At 55.1% G+C, this 18,939-nt stretch carries 14 protein-coding genes; 9 read left to right on the top strand and 5 right to left on the bottom strand.

The genetic code is table 11. The annotated features are described in order from the left end of the window. Positions 1-6: 6 nt before the first annotated feature. The 3 genes from SG26_RS19685 (at position 7) to SG26_RS19675 (ending at position 2,685) form a co-directional block, all read left to right on the top strand. Positions 7-963, top strand: a complete 957-nt coding sequence (locus SG26_RS19685) for a hypothetical protein (RefSeq protein ID WP_050038622.1) — start codon at positions 7-9, stop codon at positions 961-963. 311 nt (positions 964-1,274) lie between these two features. Further along, positions 1,275-2,015, top strand: a complete 741-nt coding sequence (locus SG26_RS21360; RefSeq protein ID WP_147435175.1) for a hypothetical protein — start codon at positions 1,275-1,277, stop codon at positions 2,013-2,015. Positions 2,016-2,250: 235 nt separating this feature from the next. Beyond that, positions 2,251-2,685 carry a hypothetical protein gene (locus SG26_RS19675; RefSeq protein ID WP_050038620.1) on the top strand — a complete coding sequence of 145 codons (435 nt, stop codon included), beginning with the start codon at positions 2,251-2,253 and terminating at the stop codon, positions 2,683-2,685. 38 nt (positions 2,686-2,723) lie between these two features. On the opposite strand, the gene SG26_RS21355 is transcribed toward SG26_RS19675, so the two are convergent. From SG26_RS21355 to SG26_RS19655, 4 genes are all read right to left on the bottom strand, one after another. After that, positions 2,724-3,428 carry a DUF6338 family protein gene (locus tag SG26_RS21355; protein WP_255355563.1) on the bottom strand — a complete coding sequence of 235 codons (705 nt, stop codon included), beginning with the start codon at positions 3,426-3,428 and terminating at the stop codon, positions 2,724-2,726. A 139-nt stretch (positions 3,429-3,567) separates the two neighbouring features. Beyond that, complete coding sequence (locus SG26_RS19665; RefSeq protein WP_050038618.1) at positions 3,568-5,613, bottom strand: minichromosome maintenance protein MCM; 2,046 nt, start codon at positions 5,611-5,613, stop codon at positions 3,568-3,570. Positions 5,614-5,824: 211 nt separating this feature from the next. After that, complete coding sequence (locus tag SG26_RS19660; RefSeq protein ID WP_228841635.1) at positions 5,825-6,394, bottom strand: hypothetical protein; 570 nt, start codon at positions 6,392-6,394, stop codon at positions 5,825-5,827. A 362-nt stretch (positions 6,395-6,756) separates the two neighbouring features. Then, the gene (locus SG26_RS19655) at positions 6,757-6,939 is read right to left on the bottom strand and encodes a hypothetical protein (protein ID WP_050038616.1); all 183 of its coding nucleotides are present in this window, start codon (positions 6,937-6,939) and stop codon (positions 6,757-6,759) included. 1,017 nt (positions 6,940-7,956) lie between these two features. Between SG26_RS19655 and SG26_RS19650 the strand changes: the two genes are divergently transcribed. Further along, entirely contained in the window at positions 7,957-9,303 is a 1,347-nt protein-coding gene (locus tag SG26_RS19650) for an orc1/cdc6 family replication initiation protein (protein ID WP_050038615.1), read from the top strand. 286 nt (positions 9,304-9,589) lie between these two features. Here SG26_RS19650 and SG26_RS21745 read toward each other — a convergent pair whose 3' ends face one another. Beyond that, positions 9,590-10,021, bottom strand: a complete 432-nt coding sequence (locus SG26_RS21745; RefSeq protein WP_175055182.1) for a hypothetical protein — start codon at positions 10,019-10,021, stop codon at positions 9,590-9,592. Positions 10,022-10,668: 647 nt separating this feature from the next. Between SG26_RS21745 and SG26_RS19640 the strand changes: the two genes are divergently transcribed. From SG26_RS19640 to SG26_RS19620, 5 genes are read left to right on the top strand one after another with little or no spacing between them, the layout of a single operon-like run. After that, the gene (locus SG26_RS19640; RefSeq protein WP_050038638.1) at positions 10,669-11,124 is read left to right on the top strand and encodes a pilin; all 456 of its coding nucleotides are present in this window, start codon (positions 10,669-10,671) and stop codon (positions 11,122-11,124) included. Between the two features lie 7 nt (positions 11,125-11,131). Then, the gene (locus SG26_RS19635; protein ID WP_050038613.1) at positions 11,132-13,207 is read left to right on the top strand and encodes a hypothetical protein; all 2,076 of its coding nucleotides are present in this window, start codon (positions 11,132-11,134) and stop codon (positions 13,205-13,207) included. Further along, on the top strand, positions 13,204-14,043 hold the full coding sequence (locus tag SG26_RS19630) for a hypothetical protein (RefSeq protein WP_050038612.1): 840 nt from the start codon (positions 13,204-13,206) through the stop codon (positions 14,041-14,043). Before SG26_RS19635 ends, SG26_RS19630 begins: the two co-directional genes overlap by 4 nt. 2 nt (positions 14,044-14,045) lie before the next feature. Next, on the top strand, positions 14,046-15,683 hold the full coding sequence (locus SG26_RS19625; protein WP_050038611.1) for a hypothetical protein: 1,638 nt from the start codon (positions 14,046-14,048) through the stop codon (positions 15,681-15,683). Further along, the gene (locus SG26_RS19620) at positions 15,683-18,937 is read left to right on the top strand and encodes a VirB4 family type IV secretion system protein (protein ID WP_050038610.1); all 3,255 of its coding nucleotides are present in this window, start codon (positions 15,683-15,685) and stop codon (positions 18,935-18,937) included. Before SG26_RS19625 ends, SG26_RS19620 begins: the two co-directional genes overlap by 1 nt. The last annotated feature ends 2 nt before the right edge of the window (positions 18,938-18,939 follow it).

The raw sequence follows: 18,939 nt of genomic DNA, 5'->3' as shown, positions 1-18,939 counted from the left end.
AATGCAATGTCTGGTGACGAAGATACCGACGAAATACTTCTTTCTCGTCGTAACCTTTTCCGATTGTTAGGTGGGACTATCGTCCTCGGCACCCTCGTGAGTACGATCGATGAGGAGCCTCCCGATTTCTCCAGTGAAGAGTCTGAACTACAGAATTTGGCCCAGACTATTGACTCAACTGATCTTAGAGATCCCCAGAAAAACTCTATGCTGCAGTCGTCAATAGCTACAACGATAGAGTCGGTAAATAGCTCACTCTCTGAGAAGGAGATAGACCCGACTGGAAAAACTCCATCTTCGACACCTTCGGTTGGTGCTGGCAATATCAACCAGGCTTTAGACTACTATCAAGAACTGCAGCAAACTTTGGACGAGGGGGAGTCTCTTAGTGGGAAAATTGAAAGTCGTGAGATTGCTACTTTGAATGGTGAGTACTTCAACGGTCAATCAAACCAAGAGAGACACCTTCCTAATGTGGAGTCATCCATTTCTAAATTTAGCAAAACGGTAGCGACACACACTCCCAGTGAGCAGCCGCCCTCGACACAAAAACTCTTACCTGATCGTGATAGAGTCAGTTCGCGGCTGAGCAGACAGAGAACCGTATATAAGAAACACGCTGATATGCAAGAGCTGTTCCTGAAAGTGATTTTTTCGCTTAACAGTGGTATCGACGCTTTCGAACATTCGTCTTTCGACTCTGCGGGCCGCAGCTTCCAGCGGGCGAACAATAAGGCAAGTGTGCAGATCGATGATTCTCTGAAGGACTACAGGGTAACGTCATATTCACTCACACTGGGAAACTACAGTCAGATATTCAAGCTGTATCGACAGGCTGCCGGCAATATGGCCGCTGCTTGTGCTGAAGGAATGAGCCGCGAAGAACGGAATCAGAAGATCGATCTCGGCATTAGAAGGCAGCTCAAAGCAAGAAGTGTGTTTGCTGATCGCGGGCCATTTTAATTGCTGGACTGCTTTGGCAAGGGCGGTTTACTGACAGGAGGTACCGAGCTATATGATGAAGGAATCCTCGTAACTCTGTGCATTCTGCTTCAACATCTTGTACTTGTCCGGCGTTAGCCAGCAGTCATACGAGTGGTGGTTCTCATTACGCTTGATGTGCAAAGATGGTTCTCGATGACAAGTCAATCATAATAACCACAGTTTAGAACGAATGAGTCAGCTATAGCCCGATATACTGGGTTCCGTGTCGCATTTCTTGGTCAACTCCGTCGTCTTAAGGGTTATAACGTGATAGCAAGTGGCTTAGATACATGAACCGCGACGGGACGAATTCTCACTGTTCAGGTTCCACTGAGGAGCCATTTGTCGTTGAAGTCAAATCCTCCGCAACCGATGCAAATGGTGCTGTTGCCGAACTCGCTGAAGCAGAAGGGAAATTTCTCGACTATCCATCTCGGCAGGAAGCAGAAACGCACGTTGCTCAGCTCAATAAAAAGGGCGAAGTACGCGTTGCACTGCAGAAAGTAGCTCAGCAGGATACCACTGCGGCGGATGTCTACCTCATTCCCCAACCAGAGAGAAATGTCCAGACCCCAGTAGACTCCGAGGCGGACACATGGGTATTCGGAGTCGGAGCTAACCAGTACGGAGCTATCGGGGAAGCGCTGATCAAAAATCCAGGTAATAGTCCACCTGCGCTCAAGAACTTCATTGAACAAGACCTCGATCAGCCAGAGGAAGAACTCCACATCAGCATGGTACAGAACGCCGCTCACTCTCAGTACCACGACGGTCGTGGCCGTCCCCGATACAAGAGTTGGTTACCGGATTGCGTGTTAGAGGTTGAAAAGGGGTATCCTGGTGAGTTACTTCGAAAGTACTGGTGCGAAATTAAAACCGGGAGCAGTTCATTTGAGCGTAATCAGACTGAGTTGATGCAGCAGAAAGCTTCTGAACCTGGTATTACGGTCCTCAAGATTCGCGTCAGATTAGACGATCTGCCGGAACAATATTCGGTCCGATTTCAGGAAGTAAGCCCCGATACTTCCTGAATACGCTATTACCGAATTTGTTGCGTGCTGACTCTCTTCTTCAACAACTTTGCCGTACCGCCGACAGACAATCTTAGTCAAGATCCGGTATGTACCTGGTCTGTCAGAGCGGTCCCAAGCACGCCTCGTTTTGTACCTTTGCATATCTATAAACAGCCTTGATAACCGGTCTAATAGTAACCAAAAGACGTTTGAAGACTCAAGATTCATATATGACTAGAGAGGAGTCTGATCTATGCCCTCACAACGCGAACTGCTGCTCATGCTATTCGAAGAGTCTGAGCAGCACAAAATTGAGGGGAGGACCCGACTCCAGAAATTAGTCTTCTTAGTCCAGCAGCTGTGGGACCAGTCTGACAGTGAAGTATTCAATTTCGAGCCTTACGATTACGGTCCGTTCTCTGCCGACATACTACATGAGCTTGATCACATGGAAGAGGACGGGCTCATCGAAGAGCAAGTGACTCGACTACCGAAAGGAAAAAAGTACACTTACACGCTCACTGACCAGGGCGAGCAGTATTTAAGCGAAACTAGCGATGTGTCCGACGGGGAGATAGGGTCCGTAGTACAAAGAGTTATTTCTCAATTTGACTCAATGCCTATCTCTCGACTGTTAGAATATGTCTATAACAAATTCCCAGACTACACAGTGAACAGTAAGTTGTAGACTGTCTCTGGACTATCTTAGACAGAGCTATTCATACGTCAATCGGGGTCTTCGTTATCACTTTCTTCCTCGACATCCTCTAATTCAATATCTCCTTCGGACAACAAGGACTGATACTCGTCTTCCTGCTCATCGTCAACAAAATGAATCTCAGAGATCGAACTCTGTCGGACGTACAGCGCATCGGTTTCATCGGAATCCCCGACTTCTAATTCTTCTCGATTCCTTGGTCCTACGGGTGAGATTACTATGTCGCCTGCTTGTTTCCCTTGGCCGTATCGGGCTACGATGCCTTGAACACAACCATTCGTTTTTGTCCGTACCAGGACTTCTTCCTCCCGAATCTCGCCGGCAGCGTAATCCCAAGGCTGTTGTCTGTCATTGAAATTTCTCTTCTGATCAGACACACGGAGGCGGATACTTCCAAAAGCGATACCTAAGAAACCAGCAATACCGGTTTGAATAACTACACCAGATAAAATCGCTAGAAGTGATAGACTTCCAAGATTATTGCCACTAATTGGATAATAGTCTGTCATGCAATACTTCACAATAAGTAACAATACTATCCCTGAAGCGACACTTCCAGCCAGCGCGTAACCAATGCGATCATATCGGGATAAAATATCTGGTGATTGGTATATGATGACCATTAGCTTGACAAATGATAGTCCCGGTAGTATAAGATACAGTAAATATAGAGGTCCTAAACCGAGTCCAACAGTTCCACCTGCTTGGAGCAAACTTATTATGCTGATTAGAATATTGCTTATTATTACTTTTCTTTTAATCCTCTCTCGGACTATTGATTCAGTTCATCCTGAGTTTACTCTAAGAAATATGTCAACAAACAATCCTATGATCATAGAGTTTCCATGACTGCTATGCTCTTCTAAGCTCGTCGTCCATAGAATAGATTCTCCCTGCCTCTTTCAACTTCTTAATCCCGTGCTTCAGTACAGTTTGCTCGAATTCCACCCTCTCAGCAACCTCTCTCGCTGTCGCACCATCTAACTCTTCTACCACAGTAAGAATCGTTTCGCGTCGCTCTCGCTGACTCTTTGATTCTCCTGTCTCGATAATGTCTGCATCGAACTCACCACTCTCTGGATCATAGCCGACCTGCTTCATCGATTTCGTCACGAGCTTAATTGCCCGTTCTACGTCCTCAATCTCTACCGTGTCCGAAAGCCGAACCCGCGCACTCGACTCGGCAAGCCGCTGTATCGCCTCGACCTTGCGGAAAGTAACGGGAATCGGTGACGCGTCGTCTTGCTCCCCTGCACCAGCTCGGAACTCAACGAAGAACTGCTTCAGTCGTTCCGCTACTTCGTCATCCTCAATGATTGGACGACAAGTCTGCTTGGCATGAGCGACGTAGGCCCGCATCACTGACCGGTCTATCGCGGGCTCGACCCGCTGCTGTTCCGTCTCACTCAGCTCCTCGCCCCGTGTGTGACGGCCTGCAGCCTGGCGGCTCTGGACCATGTGCTCAACGACATCCGCATCGTCCTCCCGATCGGGTTCGTCGGACACCATGAACATCAAATCAAATCGAGAGAGGAGCGTCGGTCCCATATTGATCTGCTCTCCCTTCGGACGGTAGCGCTCGAAGCGGCCATTCTTCGGATTCCCTGCCGCCAGCAGCGAGGTGCGAGCGTTCAGCGTGGCGTTGATCCCGGCCTTGTTGACGTGGACCTGCTGGCTCTCCAGGGCGTCGTGCATCGAGGACACCGCGTCGGACTGCATCTTGTCTATCTCGTCGACGCAGGCGATTCCACCGTCGGCCAACACTAGCGCCCCTGCTTCCAGTCCCCACTCAGTATCTCCGAAGTCGTCCGAGACAGCCGCTGCAGTCATGCCTGCCGCGGTTGCTCCCTTCCCTGAGGCGTAGGTCGACCGTGGTGCTATCTGGTCGACGTAGCGGAGGAACGTGGACTTCCCACAGCCGGGATCACCGAGGAGGAGCATGTGCCAGTCGCCGCGGTCGCGGCTGCCGTCCGGATATTCGTGTGCCCAGCCGCCGAAGAGCTGCAGCGCCACGGCCAGCTTGACGTGTTCGTCGCCCCGGTGCTTCGGGTTGATTGAGTCGACGAGTAGCTGGTACGGGTCACCGCGGTCACCGTTGGCGATGGCTTCGATATCATCTAGATGCTCGTCGACGTCGACATCGTCGTAGTCGCTTTCCTCCTTAACCACAGAACGAGCATCGAGATTCGTGTCGAAGTCGAGTCCCTGGTCGGCTCCGGGCTCTTCGATGTCGAGAATCCCGGTCAGAACCACCCTGTCACCGGCATCGAAGCCTTCGATCAGGTCGTCTTCAAGGTGCGCGTCGACGCTTTGGGCTTCTCCGCCGTTCGTTTTCTCGGGCGGCTGCTGGATACGGGCGTACTGGTGGTCGATCCAGCTACTGGCGCTCGCATCGAGCGAGAAAGGACCCTGTCGCTCGCACCCCTGGCACTCGTGCGGCTCCTCTAGACTCTCTCCGTGCTGTGGAATCTCGTTCAGAGTCCCACATCGTTGGCACTCCCACACGGCTCCAGTGAGCCGTGGCTTCACGTCGGACACCTTCTGGACCTGTCCGCGGATGTCGAGTAACTGCCCGATGTTCTCGTGGCGAGACACACCGGAGGGGTCGAAGACGTGCATCTCCGGGAGATTGTAGATGCGTACGTGAGCGTCGTTGAGTTCGACTGCTATCGGCAAGTCGTACAGACGGAGTGCTTCCTCCAAATGTTCCTGCAGTTCCTTCGGGTGGTTCCGCACGTCGTCGGCAATACCCGGATCGAACCGGTACAGGTCGTCGTAGTCGACGTGAAGTGATTTCTGTTCTCGGGGGTAGCGTTGTTCGAGCTGTGCGATCTCTTCCGAGTAGTAGTCCCGGAAGAATTGTATCAGTTCTTCGGTGAGTTCGTGATTTTGGGGCATCATTGATTTCTGTGAAGTCTTCACAACAGCCGCGGCGGCTGTTGATTCGTCTTGACTGCGAGCGGTGCGAGCGGTTTGCGAGCGTACTAACAGCTAATCGACAGTTGTTTACACAACCGTCCTACCCTGCAAACTCTAAGGGTTCAGACGGTTTTGCTCAGAGTGGACCAATCCGGAGGGGGCTTCCCCCATCGCATCTGTTGTGAGGACTTCACAGATTCTCGCCTTCCTGGTCAGCCGTGTACTTGCGGGGGAGACTCCCGGCGTCAAGATCGAGCCGTAGCTCTCCGTTCGTGTACTGGAGCGCATCGCCATCGATCAACCGGGCCGCGCGCTCCATATCCCGGTAGATCGTCGTCCGGTCAATGTTCGGGTAGTGAAGCGCTTCCTCGGCCTCGTCCCGGTCGACGGTCGCTGCAGGCGGCTCGTCACGCCGTTCACGCGCTTTCGCCGCTCGGTGTAGGTGCTGGACCAGCGTGACCGCGCGCTGCTTACCAGACATCTTGTCAGCGTTCTCGACGACTTCCAGAATGTCGGTGCGCGCATCGAGGCGCGCAACTTCCGCCTCCAGTTCGTCGATACGCTCGTCACGCGCTGCCAGCTCGTCCTCTAGCTCTTCACGTTCCTCGCGCTCGTCGTGAAGCTCCTCACGGAGCCCAGAGATTTGCTTCGAGAGGGCGCTGAGCCGCGCCTCCAGCGCTTGAACAGTGGTTTCGAGGCTCTCGTCCCCGGAGTTCGTGTCGGGAGAGGTGCCCTCGCTGTCGGGGTCCGAATCGGTCACGCCGACCACCCCCTGATAGACCCCCGACTATGGGGGGTTGTCGTTTGGGCATCTAAACCGAGAAGGGTATGCCGCCTCCCGGATTTGAATCAGGGCCCGTACGATATTAATTCGCTCCCGGAACCAAGAGAACAGAGCCTGCCAAAGGGATTTAATCATGATTATCCCTGTAATCAAGATCTTACACTTAGAGTGTCTCAGTCCCAAAAGTAGAGTTACCTATCCAACCCTCCGGGGAATAAAGTTGCAGGCTCTCAATTACAGTATATAGTTGACTGACTATGCCCATGAAACACACAGGTCAACCCCCATTCCCAGACTGGATCCAAAGTGCCTACCAGACACTGGAGAGGGCGTACGCCTCAGGCACTGACGAACTCCCCAAGAGTGAAGCACATGAGTTCCTTCTGGCTGAGTCTGAGCATATCGAGGAGCACACTGATGCAGTATACGTGATCGATCGGCTTCTTGACCGTGGCTGGCTCTACGAGGTCGATAGCCAACTCCGTAAAACCGAGTAACACAATCCTATCGGCCATGTCCATAATATTCTTCACTTCAGAGAAGATGATACAACCTCCCTGGAGCCGAGGACGCTATTTAAGCCGTAATGATCGTTCGTTGATCGGCAGTTGCTTACGGATGGAGTAGCGACGAGGAACCACGACAGCTATCCCGAACTGAACTCACCAAGGCCGATTGCTCGTGGTCCAGCAGCTCAATGACATGGGGATCGTCGTTGCCGGAGTTGTTGACTCGCGACGAAATCTCGTCGGCGTCTACGTCTTTAACCAGCACGGAGTGGTTCGGAGTGGGTTGTTGGTTATTTTGAGGCTCACGAGGTCGAACCCCCACACCCCGTGTGCGATATGAAATCGGGAGGAGAGTGGGAGGGGGTGGTCGAAGAGATAGACAACGAAACACCAGAAATCCGCGATTTCATGGAAAAGAAATCTCAAAGACAGTAATATTAAGCTGACTACATCTTATGGAAATCTTTACATAGCTACCCTGTCAACTAGATCCGTACTGGTACTAGAGTCGGTCGAAATGGAATAGTATATCTCGTGACATAACAACTCTCAATTGTTCCTTTGCTTTTTCGTGGGTTGACGGTCTTTGCCGGTCCTGTGTCTTCTCGTGGGTTCTCCGGGCGAATACCAAGTTCCTCAGATGATTCATCCCCGTTCCCCCTCTCGCTAAATTCATATCGCACACGGGGTGTGGGGGTAGCTTAGTGACGAGATCCCATCTCACTCAGGATAGCCGAGAGATATTCTTGGTACTATCCGGCCCGAGACTACGTCTGATATTTCATCTTGCACACGGGGGGTGCCTCCGCCGAGTTCTTTTGACTCGCCTTGACATCAACAGCTGTTTGATGAATTATTCGGGATTTCATATCGCACACGGGGGGTGACTACGACCAATTGATTTCGCCCGCGGTTACCCAATCTCATCTACTACCCTCGCCTAAATGCACTCTACCTCTTGAATTCGGATGATTTAACCTCGCACACGGTATCAATATTTATTTATAGTTTCGCCCTAACTGCGCAAACATGCCTGACGGCGACGATCAAAAATCCCTCTCACAATCTATTAAAGGCCGTCTTCAGGAGGGCGTTCAGAACTCTGTCTTTCGAGATAAGGGACTTCTCGACCCGGATGCCGTCATCGATGAGGACCGGATTGTCGGTCGCGATGACCAACTGGACGACATTATCACCTACCTACGACCGGCACTACAGGGGAATCGACCACCCAATATGCTCCTCTATGGGCCGTCGGGAACCGGCAAGTCACTCATCATCAATGCGGTCTGTCAGCAGGTTCTCGAACTCGCGACCTCGCAAGGAGATCGGTTCGGTGTCATCAAAATCAACTGCCAGACGATCAAATCCCACGATCGGGCTGTCTATCGACTTGTGAAGAACGCGGCTGAAGAAGCTGGCGTCGACGTCGGCGTCCCAGAGAGTGGGATTTCGACTGACCAGAAGCTTGATCGATTCTACGAGATTTTGAGCAACAACTTCGACTCAGTTATCATCATTCTCGACGAGGTCGACCTCCTAGTGGGTCGGCAACGTGATCCGAACGATGAGCCGGCGTATTCGAAACTGCTCTACCAACTGTCGCGAGCCTCCCAGCTTGGTCGCATCGAGGGGCACGTATCCGTTGCTGCGCTTACGAATGACCCCCGGTTCATGGAGGATCTCGACGGCCGGGCAGAGAGTTCGTTCAATCCGCAGGACGTCGTCTTTCCCGACTACGATGCGAACCAACTGCAGGCGATTCTCGAACGCCGTCGCGACGCGTACCAAGACAACGTCCTTGAGGACGGAATTATTCCGATCAGTGCCGCATTTGCTGCTCAGGATCACGGTGACGCACGGAAAGCAATCGATCTGTTCCGAAAGGCGGGTGAAATCGCCGACCGAGCTGAAGAAGATACGGTCCGTGAAGCGCATGTTCGCGATGCTCAGAAAGAGGCCGAACGGGACCGAACGCTAACGCAGATGCAGGGATTATCAACGCAGAAGAAACTCTCACTTTACGCCACCGCGATTGTTCCTGTTTACTCGCAGCGAAATTTGAATGCCGTCCCCAGTACGGTTGCCTTCCGAGTGTACCAGTATCTCACCGACATTCTAGATGCTGCTGAAAAATCGCGCGACTCCTATTTGCGATATATGAATGAGGCTGAAACCTATAATTTCGTCACGTCTGAGAAACGTGGGCGCGGCTACGGCAGTGGTGTCCACAAGGAGTACACATTTGTCGACGATCCGGAAGTGGTCGCCGAGACACTCCAGACTGACTTCCGACTTGAGGGTGCTGAACACGAGGAAGATCTTGTCAAATCTGTTGTCAACGCGCAGATAGACGATTTCTTCGAAGGGAACTAACACGAAGAGACGCCGACGGCGGCATCAAATTCGTTTCGCACACAGGGGGTGGCCTCGGTGAGCGTATTATTAGAATGACTAAGTATGTCTGACAACAGTACGCAAGATTTCATTTCGCACACGGGGTGTCTCCTCTAGACTCATCAGTCAATTCATCTCTCACACGGGGTCCACGCGGAAAGCGACCAAAATCATATCGCACACGGGGAGCCCTACCTCGACTCCGTCGGCGAATTCACTTCGCACACGGGGGGTGTGATCCGACGAAATAACAACAGTTGTCGTCTTATTCGTCCGGGTTGACTGGCCCTTTATATTTGGAGATTACCTTATCGTCTTCCCGCCACTGCCAGTAATAGTAGCGGTTGTCGTTGATCTCCTTGATCGTGACTGTGGCTTTCGGCGGGACGTTGTCCGGAAGCTCATCCTGCCGCTCGTCAACCTCGTCGGGACGGCTGTTGTCCGTGACCCACGCTGCGGTGTACTTGGTAGTCTCGAAGGTGGGTTCCTCCGTGGACGCCTCCGCCGTGGTCGTCTCGCTGGATTCCACGATGGCTCGTGTCTCATTGGCCAACCGGGTGTGGTCGGCTTCTTCACCCACACGCTTCTCGTAGCCGGCGAGGCCCTCACCAGTGCGTCGGTCAACGAGCTCTGGAATTGGCTCCTTGTCCGACTGGTCTGCTTCGGGGAGATGCGCCAGACCGAGGCTTTCAGCCACTTCCGCGTCCGATTTGGTTTCGTACTCACTATGGTCCAGTTCCTCGGTTTTACTCCTCTTGTGGTATCGTTTACCGGCGCCCAGAGTTGACGACATGGGGGTGTGTGCGGCGACATTGACGACATGGGAGTGGTCCACGATATGGACGACCCAAAGCCCTGATTTCAATCTGGCTCGTTTACTGCCCCGCTTTTGTCTTTCTATGAAACTAACCTAATGACTGTTCTATTGATCCGATTCTATAGCTTCACTGCAGTCATCTTTGGCTGACCCAATTATGTTAAATATACCACCAGCAGACACCGTCAATATTAGCTCTTTAATTACCGTAATATCTGACATAGTATCTGGGATTTCTGAGGCTGAACGAATAGTTAACAAGACTACTAGTTGATGTACTAATACGTATTCCACTTAGCATTAGGATTCATGCGGTTCGAAAATTAAGGCATTGCCGAGTAAGACTACCTATCACAATCTAGAACCCTTCATCTTGTTCACAAGTTTTTTGATAGTCCCACTGTCAATACGTGCTGGCGAATTCAGAACAGGATTCACCAACTGTGTAAGAAAGTTAACACAAAAACGGTAGCGGATTACCGGTGGGGAATCGGCGGGCAAGCAAGACCGAAAAATCAGAGGCATCTATGTCAACTCAAACCAACGCATCGGACGCATCGACCACACAACCAACACTCTACACTCACGCGAAGCGGCGATTCGCTGACGCCTGGCTCACGCCCGGCGTGCGACAGGCGACCCAACTGCTGTTGATCCTCACGCTGTTTGCTGGCTCGGCGATGGGCCAGACCGACGTCGGGAACATCTACTGTGACACTGCTGTCGAGGACGGCGTTGACGTCGTCTTTGGCGCACTGGCTGGTCTTGGCCTGCCAGCGACGATGGTGTTCGTCGGTCGCAGTGGCCTGTCGTACATGCGGGCCTCTGGCAACCCGAACCAGCAAAACGAGGCTCGCCGGGACCTTATCCTCTCGCTGGTCGGCCTCGGTGTCGTCGTGCTGGCAATCGTGGCTCCAGAACTCATCACGAAGTTCGGGGACAACGTCGGTTTCGGCTTCTCTGACTGCGTGACGCCATTCTGAAGATACGATGCCATCACTCCGCTCACTGCTGATGATCGCGGCCCTTTGCTCGCTGCTCTCGACAGCCGCAGCTGCGGGGCCGGCGGCCACTGGCAGCAACCCAGCCCAGATTGAGCGGGGGACGGCACACTCCTACACCGACGCGAGTCACGGTGGCGTGGGGATACTCCAACAGAACGCCACCGCGCCGAATGGCTCCAGTAGGGAGAGAACACAGACGAATCGCACTGACAACAACGACTCCAGCGTCCAAGACCCAGCAGGCAACGAGACAGCAGGCAACAGGACAATAGCCAACGGAACCGAGGGCAACGAGTCTGCCGACCAAGGACCAGCGGCGAACCAGACAGAGGTGAACAGGTCCGTCGAACTCGGAGCAAGGCAGAACCTCAGCGCGAAAGTCTCGTGCTACGAGAATGCCTCGAACCCGCCGGCCAATGCCTCTGTCGGGGACAACGCGACAGCAGGCGTTGTGCCTCCGAACCGGTCCTACAACCACAACCACACGTTCTTCCGTGCGCTGTGGTCTGGCGACCCCGATCATCCGAACCTCACACGGGCTGACCGGGCTGAGGCTGAGAACGGCACGCTGGCCGTCCTCCCCTCATGCACGGGAGATATGGTTTCTCGCGAGCCCTCAAACACAACACTGTGGAACCGGCCCGAACACGACTCGTTCCGGACTGGCATCGAGAACGCCTCGTATCCAGTAAACGTCACGGACACTCGCTCTGGACTCTGGATTCGTGACGCCTACGTCGCGTTTTTCAGCATCGAGCCGTCGACGGTCGTCCACGAAAAGTCGGGTACGGAGCGTCTGGTCCGTCCGAACGGGACCGTGCGTGCCATTCACGACTATCGGGTGTACATCTCGGAGTTCTTCGAGGAAGACTTCCGCGTCCTGAATACGTCGACGAACACGACGCTGTATGCCAACGGCACTGCAATGGACAACAGCACTGCCGCCCAGCCCGCGCTCAACTACACAAAGATCAACGGGACCACGGAACTCCAGTTGGTCACGACGATCTCGACGAATATCTCGGAGATTGGCGATGACGAGATTGACGAGTACGAACTGACGGTCACGGACTCACGGACAGTCCAGGTGGAAAACCTCTCCGAGCGGGAGTTGGTCGTCGAGCCCGGCGTCGTCCCCAACGGCAGAGGGGCCACGACCGACGACTATCGCATCGGGACCGTAATCCCCGGCAGCTGGCAGAGCGTCCAGTTCGATGGCGGATACGAAGTCCAGAGCAAGTGGCGGTTCTACACCCGCTCACCGCCCGGCTGGGCGAACTGGTCGGAGAACACGACGACGCCAGTACGACCGCTCGAAACCCACGCTGTCCGAACCACGGAAGGCCCGGCAGTCACGGTCAACCGTGTCCAAAACGAGAGTTCCGACGGCTGGCGGTTCGTGCCCTCTCTGGAAGCAGTGTATCCGGCGAATGCGACTGTGAACACGACGGCGAACGCGACCAACAGGACGACGCTCCCGCCGGAGATTCGGATCAACCGTTCGGAGACGTTCACGACGGCGGACCGGTTCACCATTCGGAGTGCGGAACAACTCCGGACGGAGAACTTCGAAATCAACGGACTCGTCCGTGGGAACAGCGTCGAACAGCCAGCGGACTCGACGAACCCGACGCTACTCCGCGAGGTCAACATCACCTCTGAGGTCGTCAACTCGACCGACAACTCGACGGACCTGCTGGTCCGGGTCGAACCGACGGCTGGCTTCCCGATTGCGGCGGGGAACGTTACCGTCGCAACGGGACAGTCCCGGGTCGAACGGTCACTGTCTGGCGATGATTCGATTACGGTCACCGTCGACCAGGGCGAAGTCTCCTCGGCGATAGTCACGTACCGCCCGGCTCAGATCTGGTGGGAGCAAGGGCGTGCTGTCCCGGTACGAGACACCCAAGAGCGGGTCGCCTACGAAGTGAACCTCCCAGACCTTGCGGAGTTCATCGACCTCGCTGTAGTGACGCTCCTGACGGTGTTGCCGGCTGTGCTGGCGCTGTATGGCTACGACGTCTGGACGAGAGGCAAATTTGTTGGTTGGTATAATCCATGACAAAGCAAGATATACCACGAAATAGCAGTATCGACCGCAGAACAGTGCTTGGACTCCTTAGCGGGGGTCTTGGCGCGCTTGCAGGCTGCAGCGGGCTGTCTGATAGCAGTGACGGAGGTGACGGAAGCGCCGGCCCGCCAGAAGACCAGTCCGACTACATCGAAGAGACGTCGATTGAGATTGTCGAGAACGGCCGCCAGTTGGCTCTGGAAGTGGCTGTGACCGATGAGATCGAGCCGTCATCGGTCAGCATCATCACAGAGTCCGGTCGGGAGTTCGTCAGCGACTATTTCAGCCCCGGTGAAACCCGGACACGCCTTTCGCTAACAGAGGGAGAGGACTCGAATGAACCGCTGCCTCGGGGCCAGCACACGCTCTATCTCCGTGGTGACGACGTTGAGACTAAACTCCCACTCGAACTTGGCACCACGTTTGAGTTTGAGGAGGTTATCCCTGGGGCTGAACATCCAGACTTCGTCGATGGTAGCTTGGCGGTGGTTGTGCGAAACGTGGGGAAACGCACAGACGCAGCATCTCAGACGCTTCTAGATGGTGAAACGAGAAGTGAGCGCTTTGTACCAGTGGAGCCCGGTGAATCTGCTGCCGTTAAATTTGATTTTCTCCTCAAGGATGGCCCAGGAATATGTGCAAGAGCTGATGAAGCTGGCGAGATAGCTGAGATCAACCACCGTCTGGCAGTTAACTTCCTTTGGAGTGATACAGTTACAGTTTCTCAGACCATCAAATATAACAATACTGATGGGTGCAAAAAGTCGCTAGTTGGTGAGCCAGAGGAAGTCACCACAACCCCGACGAAGACGGAGACGGAGACGTAGCAATGCAGTCGGGAATTGCTGGGGACATCGTGAAGGAGGTTGTCGAGAGAGTGGTTGGAGAACTCTCGTCGGCAATTACAGCTGGTATCAGTGGCTTCCTTGATCAACTCAGAACAGACATAATTGGGTATTTTGAGGGGTTCTTTGAGTGGCTTATTGACCCGATGGTAGGCACACCTTCTCCTGAAGGACCGAATTCAGCAGCCCCTGTCGACATTGCATTTGAGTCTGCGAGTAATGCTCCGTGGGACGCGTTAATCTCGAATATATATTTCGATGGGATTGTTGGGTTAGCGCTCGGCATCCAGTTTTCTGTTCTGGCGATGATCGGGCTTAGATACGGGTCGATGAACCCGGTTATCCGGAAGAAGCTTCTACGCCGACTCGGTGTTGCCTTCCTTTCGCTGTTCTTCTGGCTCCCGGTAGCCTCGCTGGGGACGCAGTTCTTCGATGCGATTGGCCGAACACTGTACAAAGGATCACACACCCCCAAGGAGGCAGCCGCACTAATCAGCTCAGCCCAGCAGATTGCGGATCTCAGCCTTGGGATCTTCGTCGTTCTGATGATCGTCGGACTGTACGTCTACCTCAAGGCGGCGTTCATCTTCATCACTCGGTGGCTGCTGGTCTTCCTGCTGACCCTCTCGATGCCGCTGGTTGCGACGTTCTGGGCAGTCGAAGTCTGGCCGCTGAACCGCTTCTCTGGACTGGCGAAACAGGTCGCCGGCGCATATCCCGGAGTCCTCGCTGCGGGCATCCCGCCTGCGATCCTGATCCGCATGAGCTTCGAGGCGACAAACTGGGGACTGGCTTCTGACCTGTCGCTGTTCATCAGCCTCGTGACGCTGTACTTGGCGGCAAAGTCCCAGAAGGTCCTCATTCAGCGCAGTAGCCGCGTTGCGATTCAAGTCAGCGAGCAGGCCCTTGCTGGTGGCAAAAAGCCCCTCAAGATCGGTGCGGCGGCTGGTGGTGCAGCGGCGACAGCCGGCGCTGGCGCGGTCGGTGGCCCCGGCGCAGCAATGGCGACGGGTGGCACGATTCGAGCTGCCTCAGGCGCTGCAAAAGGACGTGTCGGCAGTGCTGCTACGGGTGCCCAAATGGTCCACCGCCAGATGGCAGCCAACCCCGCCGGCATGAAGAGGGGTTCTAGCGGCGGCCCCACCGGTTCCGGTGGCGGCAACAGTGGCTCCGGCGGCGGTGGTGCAGGCGGTTCCGCTCCACCTTCTGGCGGCGGCAGTGGCAGTAGCGGGTCTGGTGGCTCTGGTGGCTCACCGCCCTCTGGCGGCGGGAGCGGGTCCAGTGGAAGTCCCCTCAACAGCCGATTCACCAACGGTGGTTCGTCCAGCTCGTCTGGCGATTCTGAGAGTGACGACACCCCGATTAGTGAACGCCAGACGAAGATGGAGCCCCAAACCAAGATGGAGCGCCAGACGCAGATCAACTCTGGCGATACCAGAGTCTACGAGTCTGACTCAGACCCGCCGTTCTCGGATGGGAAACCCGACGAAAACGGGACCGATACCGACTCCGATGAGTCGGAGTCGTATGACTCGCTGCAGGACGTGTTTGCAACTGATGACGATGTATTAGGGCCGGATGTGTACCGCGACGGCCTGCCTCACAAGGAGGATGACGACTAATGGCTGACTCAGAAGAAGAGTACAACACGAACATCATCCACGAATCCCTTGGAGATTCGACCAACTTCTGGGGCGACTACACGCTGGGGGAACTCATCCTGTTCCTCATCCCGCCGTTTGGCTTCCTCGTCGCGATGGGGATGCCATTCGTGCCGGCGGCGCTGTTCTTCCCCACGTTGGCTCTCACAGCGGTCGTGGAAGTGTTCCTCTACATCCTGCACAAAGTCCGTCCGGACCACTACCGGCTCACTGAGTGGCTGCGAGTCAAACTGTTCTGGCTCGTCAAAAAGAAGCAGTACACTCACGGCCAAGGGAATCAGGATACCCGGCAGGTTACGCGATTAGAGCGGGTTATGCCCCACGGCATTGAGCGCGTCGACGGAGCGTACGTCGGCGCGGTCGAGGTCGAGCCCGCCAATATGTCGCTGCAGGACGACGAGAAATGGGAGAAAGCCGTCAAGTCACTCACACGCCTGTCTGAATCCCTGACTGGCCGGGCGAAACTCCACGTCACGACGGCCGAAGTCGACAACGAGTCCCACATCCAAGCGCATATCGACCGACTCGACGACCCCGACGCAGAGAGTCATTCGATCTTCCGGGGCGTCCTCATGGAGTTCGTCAACCGCTACACCGACGACAGCGGCAACGTTGAAACTGAGACTGAACTCCAGCGCAAGTACTACGTCGTCGTCTGGGTCACTGACGACGACATTCACGACCTCCAGATGAACAGCGATTCCATCGCGGATTACCTGACCGGGATACCGGTCATTGGGCGGCTGTTCACTCGGTTCGACAGTGACACGCTCACTGACGCCGAGCGAGAGGAGTTCAAAGGCAAGAAGCTCCACGACCGGCTCGAAACCGTCGACAGAGCAGTCAACAATATGTTTCGGTGCCGTAGCCGGTCGGTCAGCCCGCATGAGCTGGCGCACTTGACCGAGGACTACTGGGCCTGTGAAACCCGGTCGGAACGCGAGTACGAAGAGGCGGCCTCCGTCTCCCCGGTGACGTACTCGGCACGGGAACTCATCAAGCACGGCAAGGGTGCCACAGCCCACGACGCTGCGGAGGGCATGGACACCGACGACGTCGGTGGGACCGACTACGAGGTCGACGAGACTGACTTCGTCTCCCAGTTGCATAGACCGGGAGAGAACCATCGGTCACTGGTCGCGCCGACGGATATCGAATGGGAAGCCGACCACGCCCTCATCGACCAAGAGACGTACACACGGTGCTTCTGGATCGAGACGTATCCCGAGCATCCGACCAGTGGAATGCTAGAGCAACTACTGCTGGATACGGACCTCGCTGTGGATGTCTCAATCCACATCGACCCATACGACGCTGATACAGCAGTGTCGGTGATGAAGGAGTGGATCTCCTCGCTGAAGATGCTGCAAAACGACAAGGGGGAGCTGGAAGCGGAGGATATCGAACAGGAGGTCAACCAGGCAAAGTACATCCGGCAGATGGTCCGGCGGAACCACACGTCGCTGTTCCGTGTCGGGGCGTTCATCCGCCTCACTGCGGAGACCGAAGAAGACCTCCGGAAGCAAACGAACCGGCTCGAAACGCTGCTGCGAGACTCGCCATCGAACTGCGGTGTCAAGCGAACGACCCGCCGGCAGGAAGCAGGACTGGTGACCGTCTCGCCGATCGGGGCCAACGAACTCGGACAAAACCGACTCTCCTCAATGACCGGGGAAGCACTCGGGTCGCTGTTCCCATTTAGCTCGAACTACCTGCGGATGGAGGACGGCATCGAGTACGGACTGCACGGCCACAACGATTCCTCGCTGTTGATCGACCCGTGGGAACTGGAAACCGGTCACTCGGAGCTGGTCACTGGAATGCCCGGCGGTGGGAAGACCCACGGTACGCAGGCTCGGGCGATGCGGATGCTGAAAAAACGGTCGGACGTCAAGCAGATCTACATCGACCCGGTCGGGGATATGCACGGCAGCGCGAAGATGCTGGATGCAAAGACGATCACGATCAGCGGCGAGACGCCGCTGAACCCGTGTGAGATGCATCCGACGCCGCCGCATGTCCTCGAACAGTCCCCGGATATGCAGCCCGTCTCCGCCAAGAAAGACGAAGTGTACGGGGTCATCGAGAACTTCCTCCAATCTCGCGATGTCGATCTGGAGATGCACAGCGGCCTCATCACGTTCCTGATCGACAAGATATTCACTGAATCGGATATCGACCCAGCCGACCCGTCGACGCACACGCCGGAGAACTCGCCGGACCTGAGTGACTTCCTAGACGTCGTCGACCGCCTCCAAGAAGAGCCAGAAATGTTCCCGGGAGCGACGACGGAGTCCTCCCAGCAGAAAATCCAGCAGTACGCAAATGAACTCTCGATTGCGCTGCATCCGTTCCGGCCGGGAAGTACCTTTGGCAACCTCTCGAAAGAGTCGGACCTTCGTCTGATCGACGATAGCAGCAAGGCCGTCTATCTGGACCTCCAGCAGGTCGAAGGCTCGGGCAGTGGTCTCGGCAAGCAGTCGTTCATCATGCAACTGCTGTTGTCGACACTGTACCAGCAGGCCAAGAATATGCAGCAGAAGGTCGAGATCATCATCGACGAAGCTCACTACCTGTTCAACGACGACGCGAACTTGGAGTCGCTGAACCAGATTGCTCGCCACCAGCGCCACGCCGGACTGCGACTGGTGATGCTGTCCCAGACGCTCTCTGAGTTCGAGGACAAGGGCGCAGCCGAGGAAATCGCGGGAATGTGCCCGATCAAGGTGCATCACCGCGAGCCGGAACTGGGCGATGAAACCGCAACAAGCGCTGGACTGACCGATGAACAGCAGTCCTACATCCAGCACGCCGAAGCCGGCAAGGAGTCATTGGGCGACGGACAGGGCTACTCGCAAGCGCTGGTTCGCGTCGACGAACATGGCGATTACCCGCTGACGATCAAGACGTCGTGGGAAGAGAAGCAGATCATTGACCTCGACGCTGACGCGGAAGATGCGCTCGACGTTGTTGCTCACGAGGCCGACTCCCGCGCTGCTGACTTCGAAGAGTTCGTCCATTCCAAAGCAGTCGAGCAAGAGCTAACGAATCACGGATTGTCCCCTGAGAAGGCTGAACACGTCCTCAACGGACTCAGCGAAGAGGAATTAGTCGACGCGGTGTCTGTGGCACTTGACCAGACACAGCCAGATGCAGTTATCGCTGATGGTGGTATCGAAGCAGAGACCGACACGGAGTTTGACACTACGGAGTGATT

Origin of the sequence: Haloarcula sp. CBA1115 (assembly GCF_000827835.1) — an archaeon.
GTDB classification, from domain to species: Archaea; Halobacteriota; Halobacteria; order Halobacteriales; family Haloarculaceae; genus Haloarcula; species Haloarcula hispanica.
The sequence above is the reverse complement of the archived record's forward strand: the minus strand, read 5'-3'. Positions and strand labels throughout refer to the sequence as shown.

Bases quoted from the DNA above. Each gene is read 5' to 3' on its own strand.
- SG26_RS19685 (WP_050038622.1), top strand. From the start codon at position 7: ATGTCTGGTGACGAAGATACCGACGAAATACTTCTTTCTCGTCGTAAC.
- SG26_RS21360 (WP_147435175.1), top strand. From the start codon at position 1,275: ATGAACCGCGACGGGACGAATTCTCACTGTTCAGGTTCCACTGAGGAG.
- SG26_RS19675 (WP_050038620.1), top strand. From the start codon at position 2,251: ATGCCCTCACAACGCGAACTGCTGCTCATGCTATTCGAAGAGTCTGAG.
- SG26_RS19665 (WP_050038618.1), bottom strand. From the start codon at position 5,613: ATGCCCCAAAATCACGAACTCACCGAAGAACTGATACAATTCTTCCGG.
- SG26_RS19655 (WP_050038616.1), bottom strand. From the start codon at position 6,939: ATGGACATGGCCGATAGGATTGTGTTACTCGGTTTTACGGAGTTGGCT.
- SG26_RS19650 (WP_050038615.1), top strand. From the start codon at position 7,957: ATGCCTGACGGCGACGATCAAAAATCCCTCTCACAATCTATTAAAGGC.
- SG26_RS19640 (WP_050038638.1), top strand. From the start codon at position 10,669: ATGTCAACTCAAACCAACGCATCGGACGCATCGACCACACAACCAACA.
- SG26_RS19635 (WP_050038613.1), top strand. From the start codon at position 11,132: ATGCCATCACTCCGCTCACTGCTGATGATCGCGGCCCTTTGCTCGCTG.
- SG26_RS19630 (WP_050038612.1), top strand. From the start codon at position 13,204: ATGACAAAGCAAGATATACCACGAAATAGCAGTATCGACCGCAGAACA.
- SG26_RS19625 (WP_050038611.1), top strand. From the start codon at position 14,046: ATGCAGTCGGGAATTGCTGGGGACATCGTGAAGGAGGTTGTCGAGAGA.
- SG26_RS19620 (WP_050038610.1), top strand. From the start codon at position 15,683: ATGGCTGACTCAGAAGAAGAGTACAACACGAACATCATCCACGAATCC.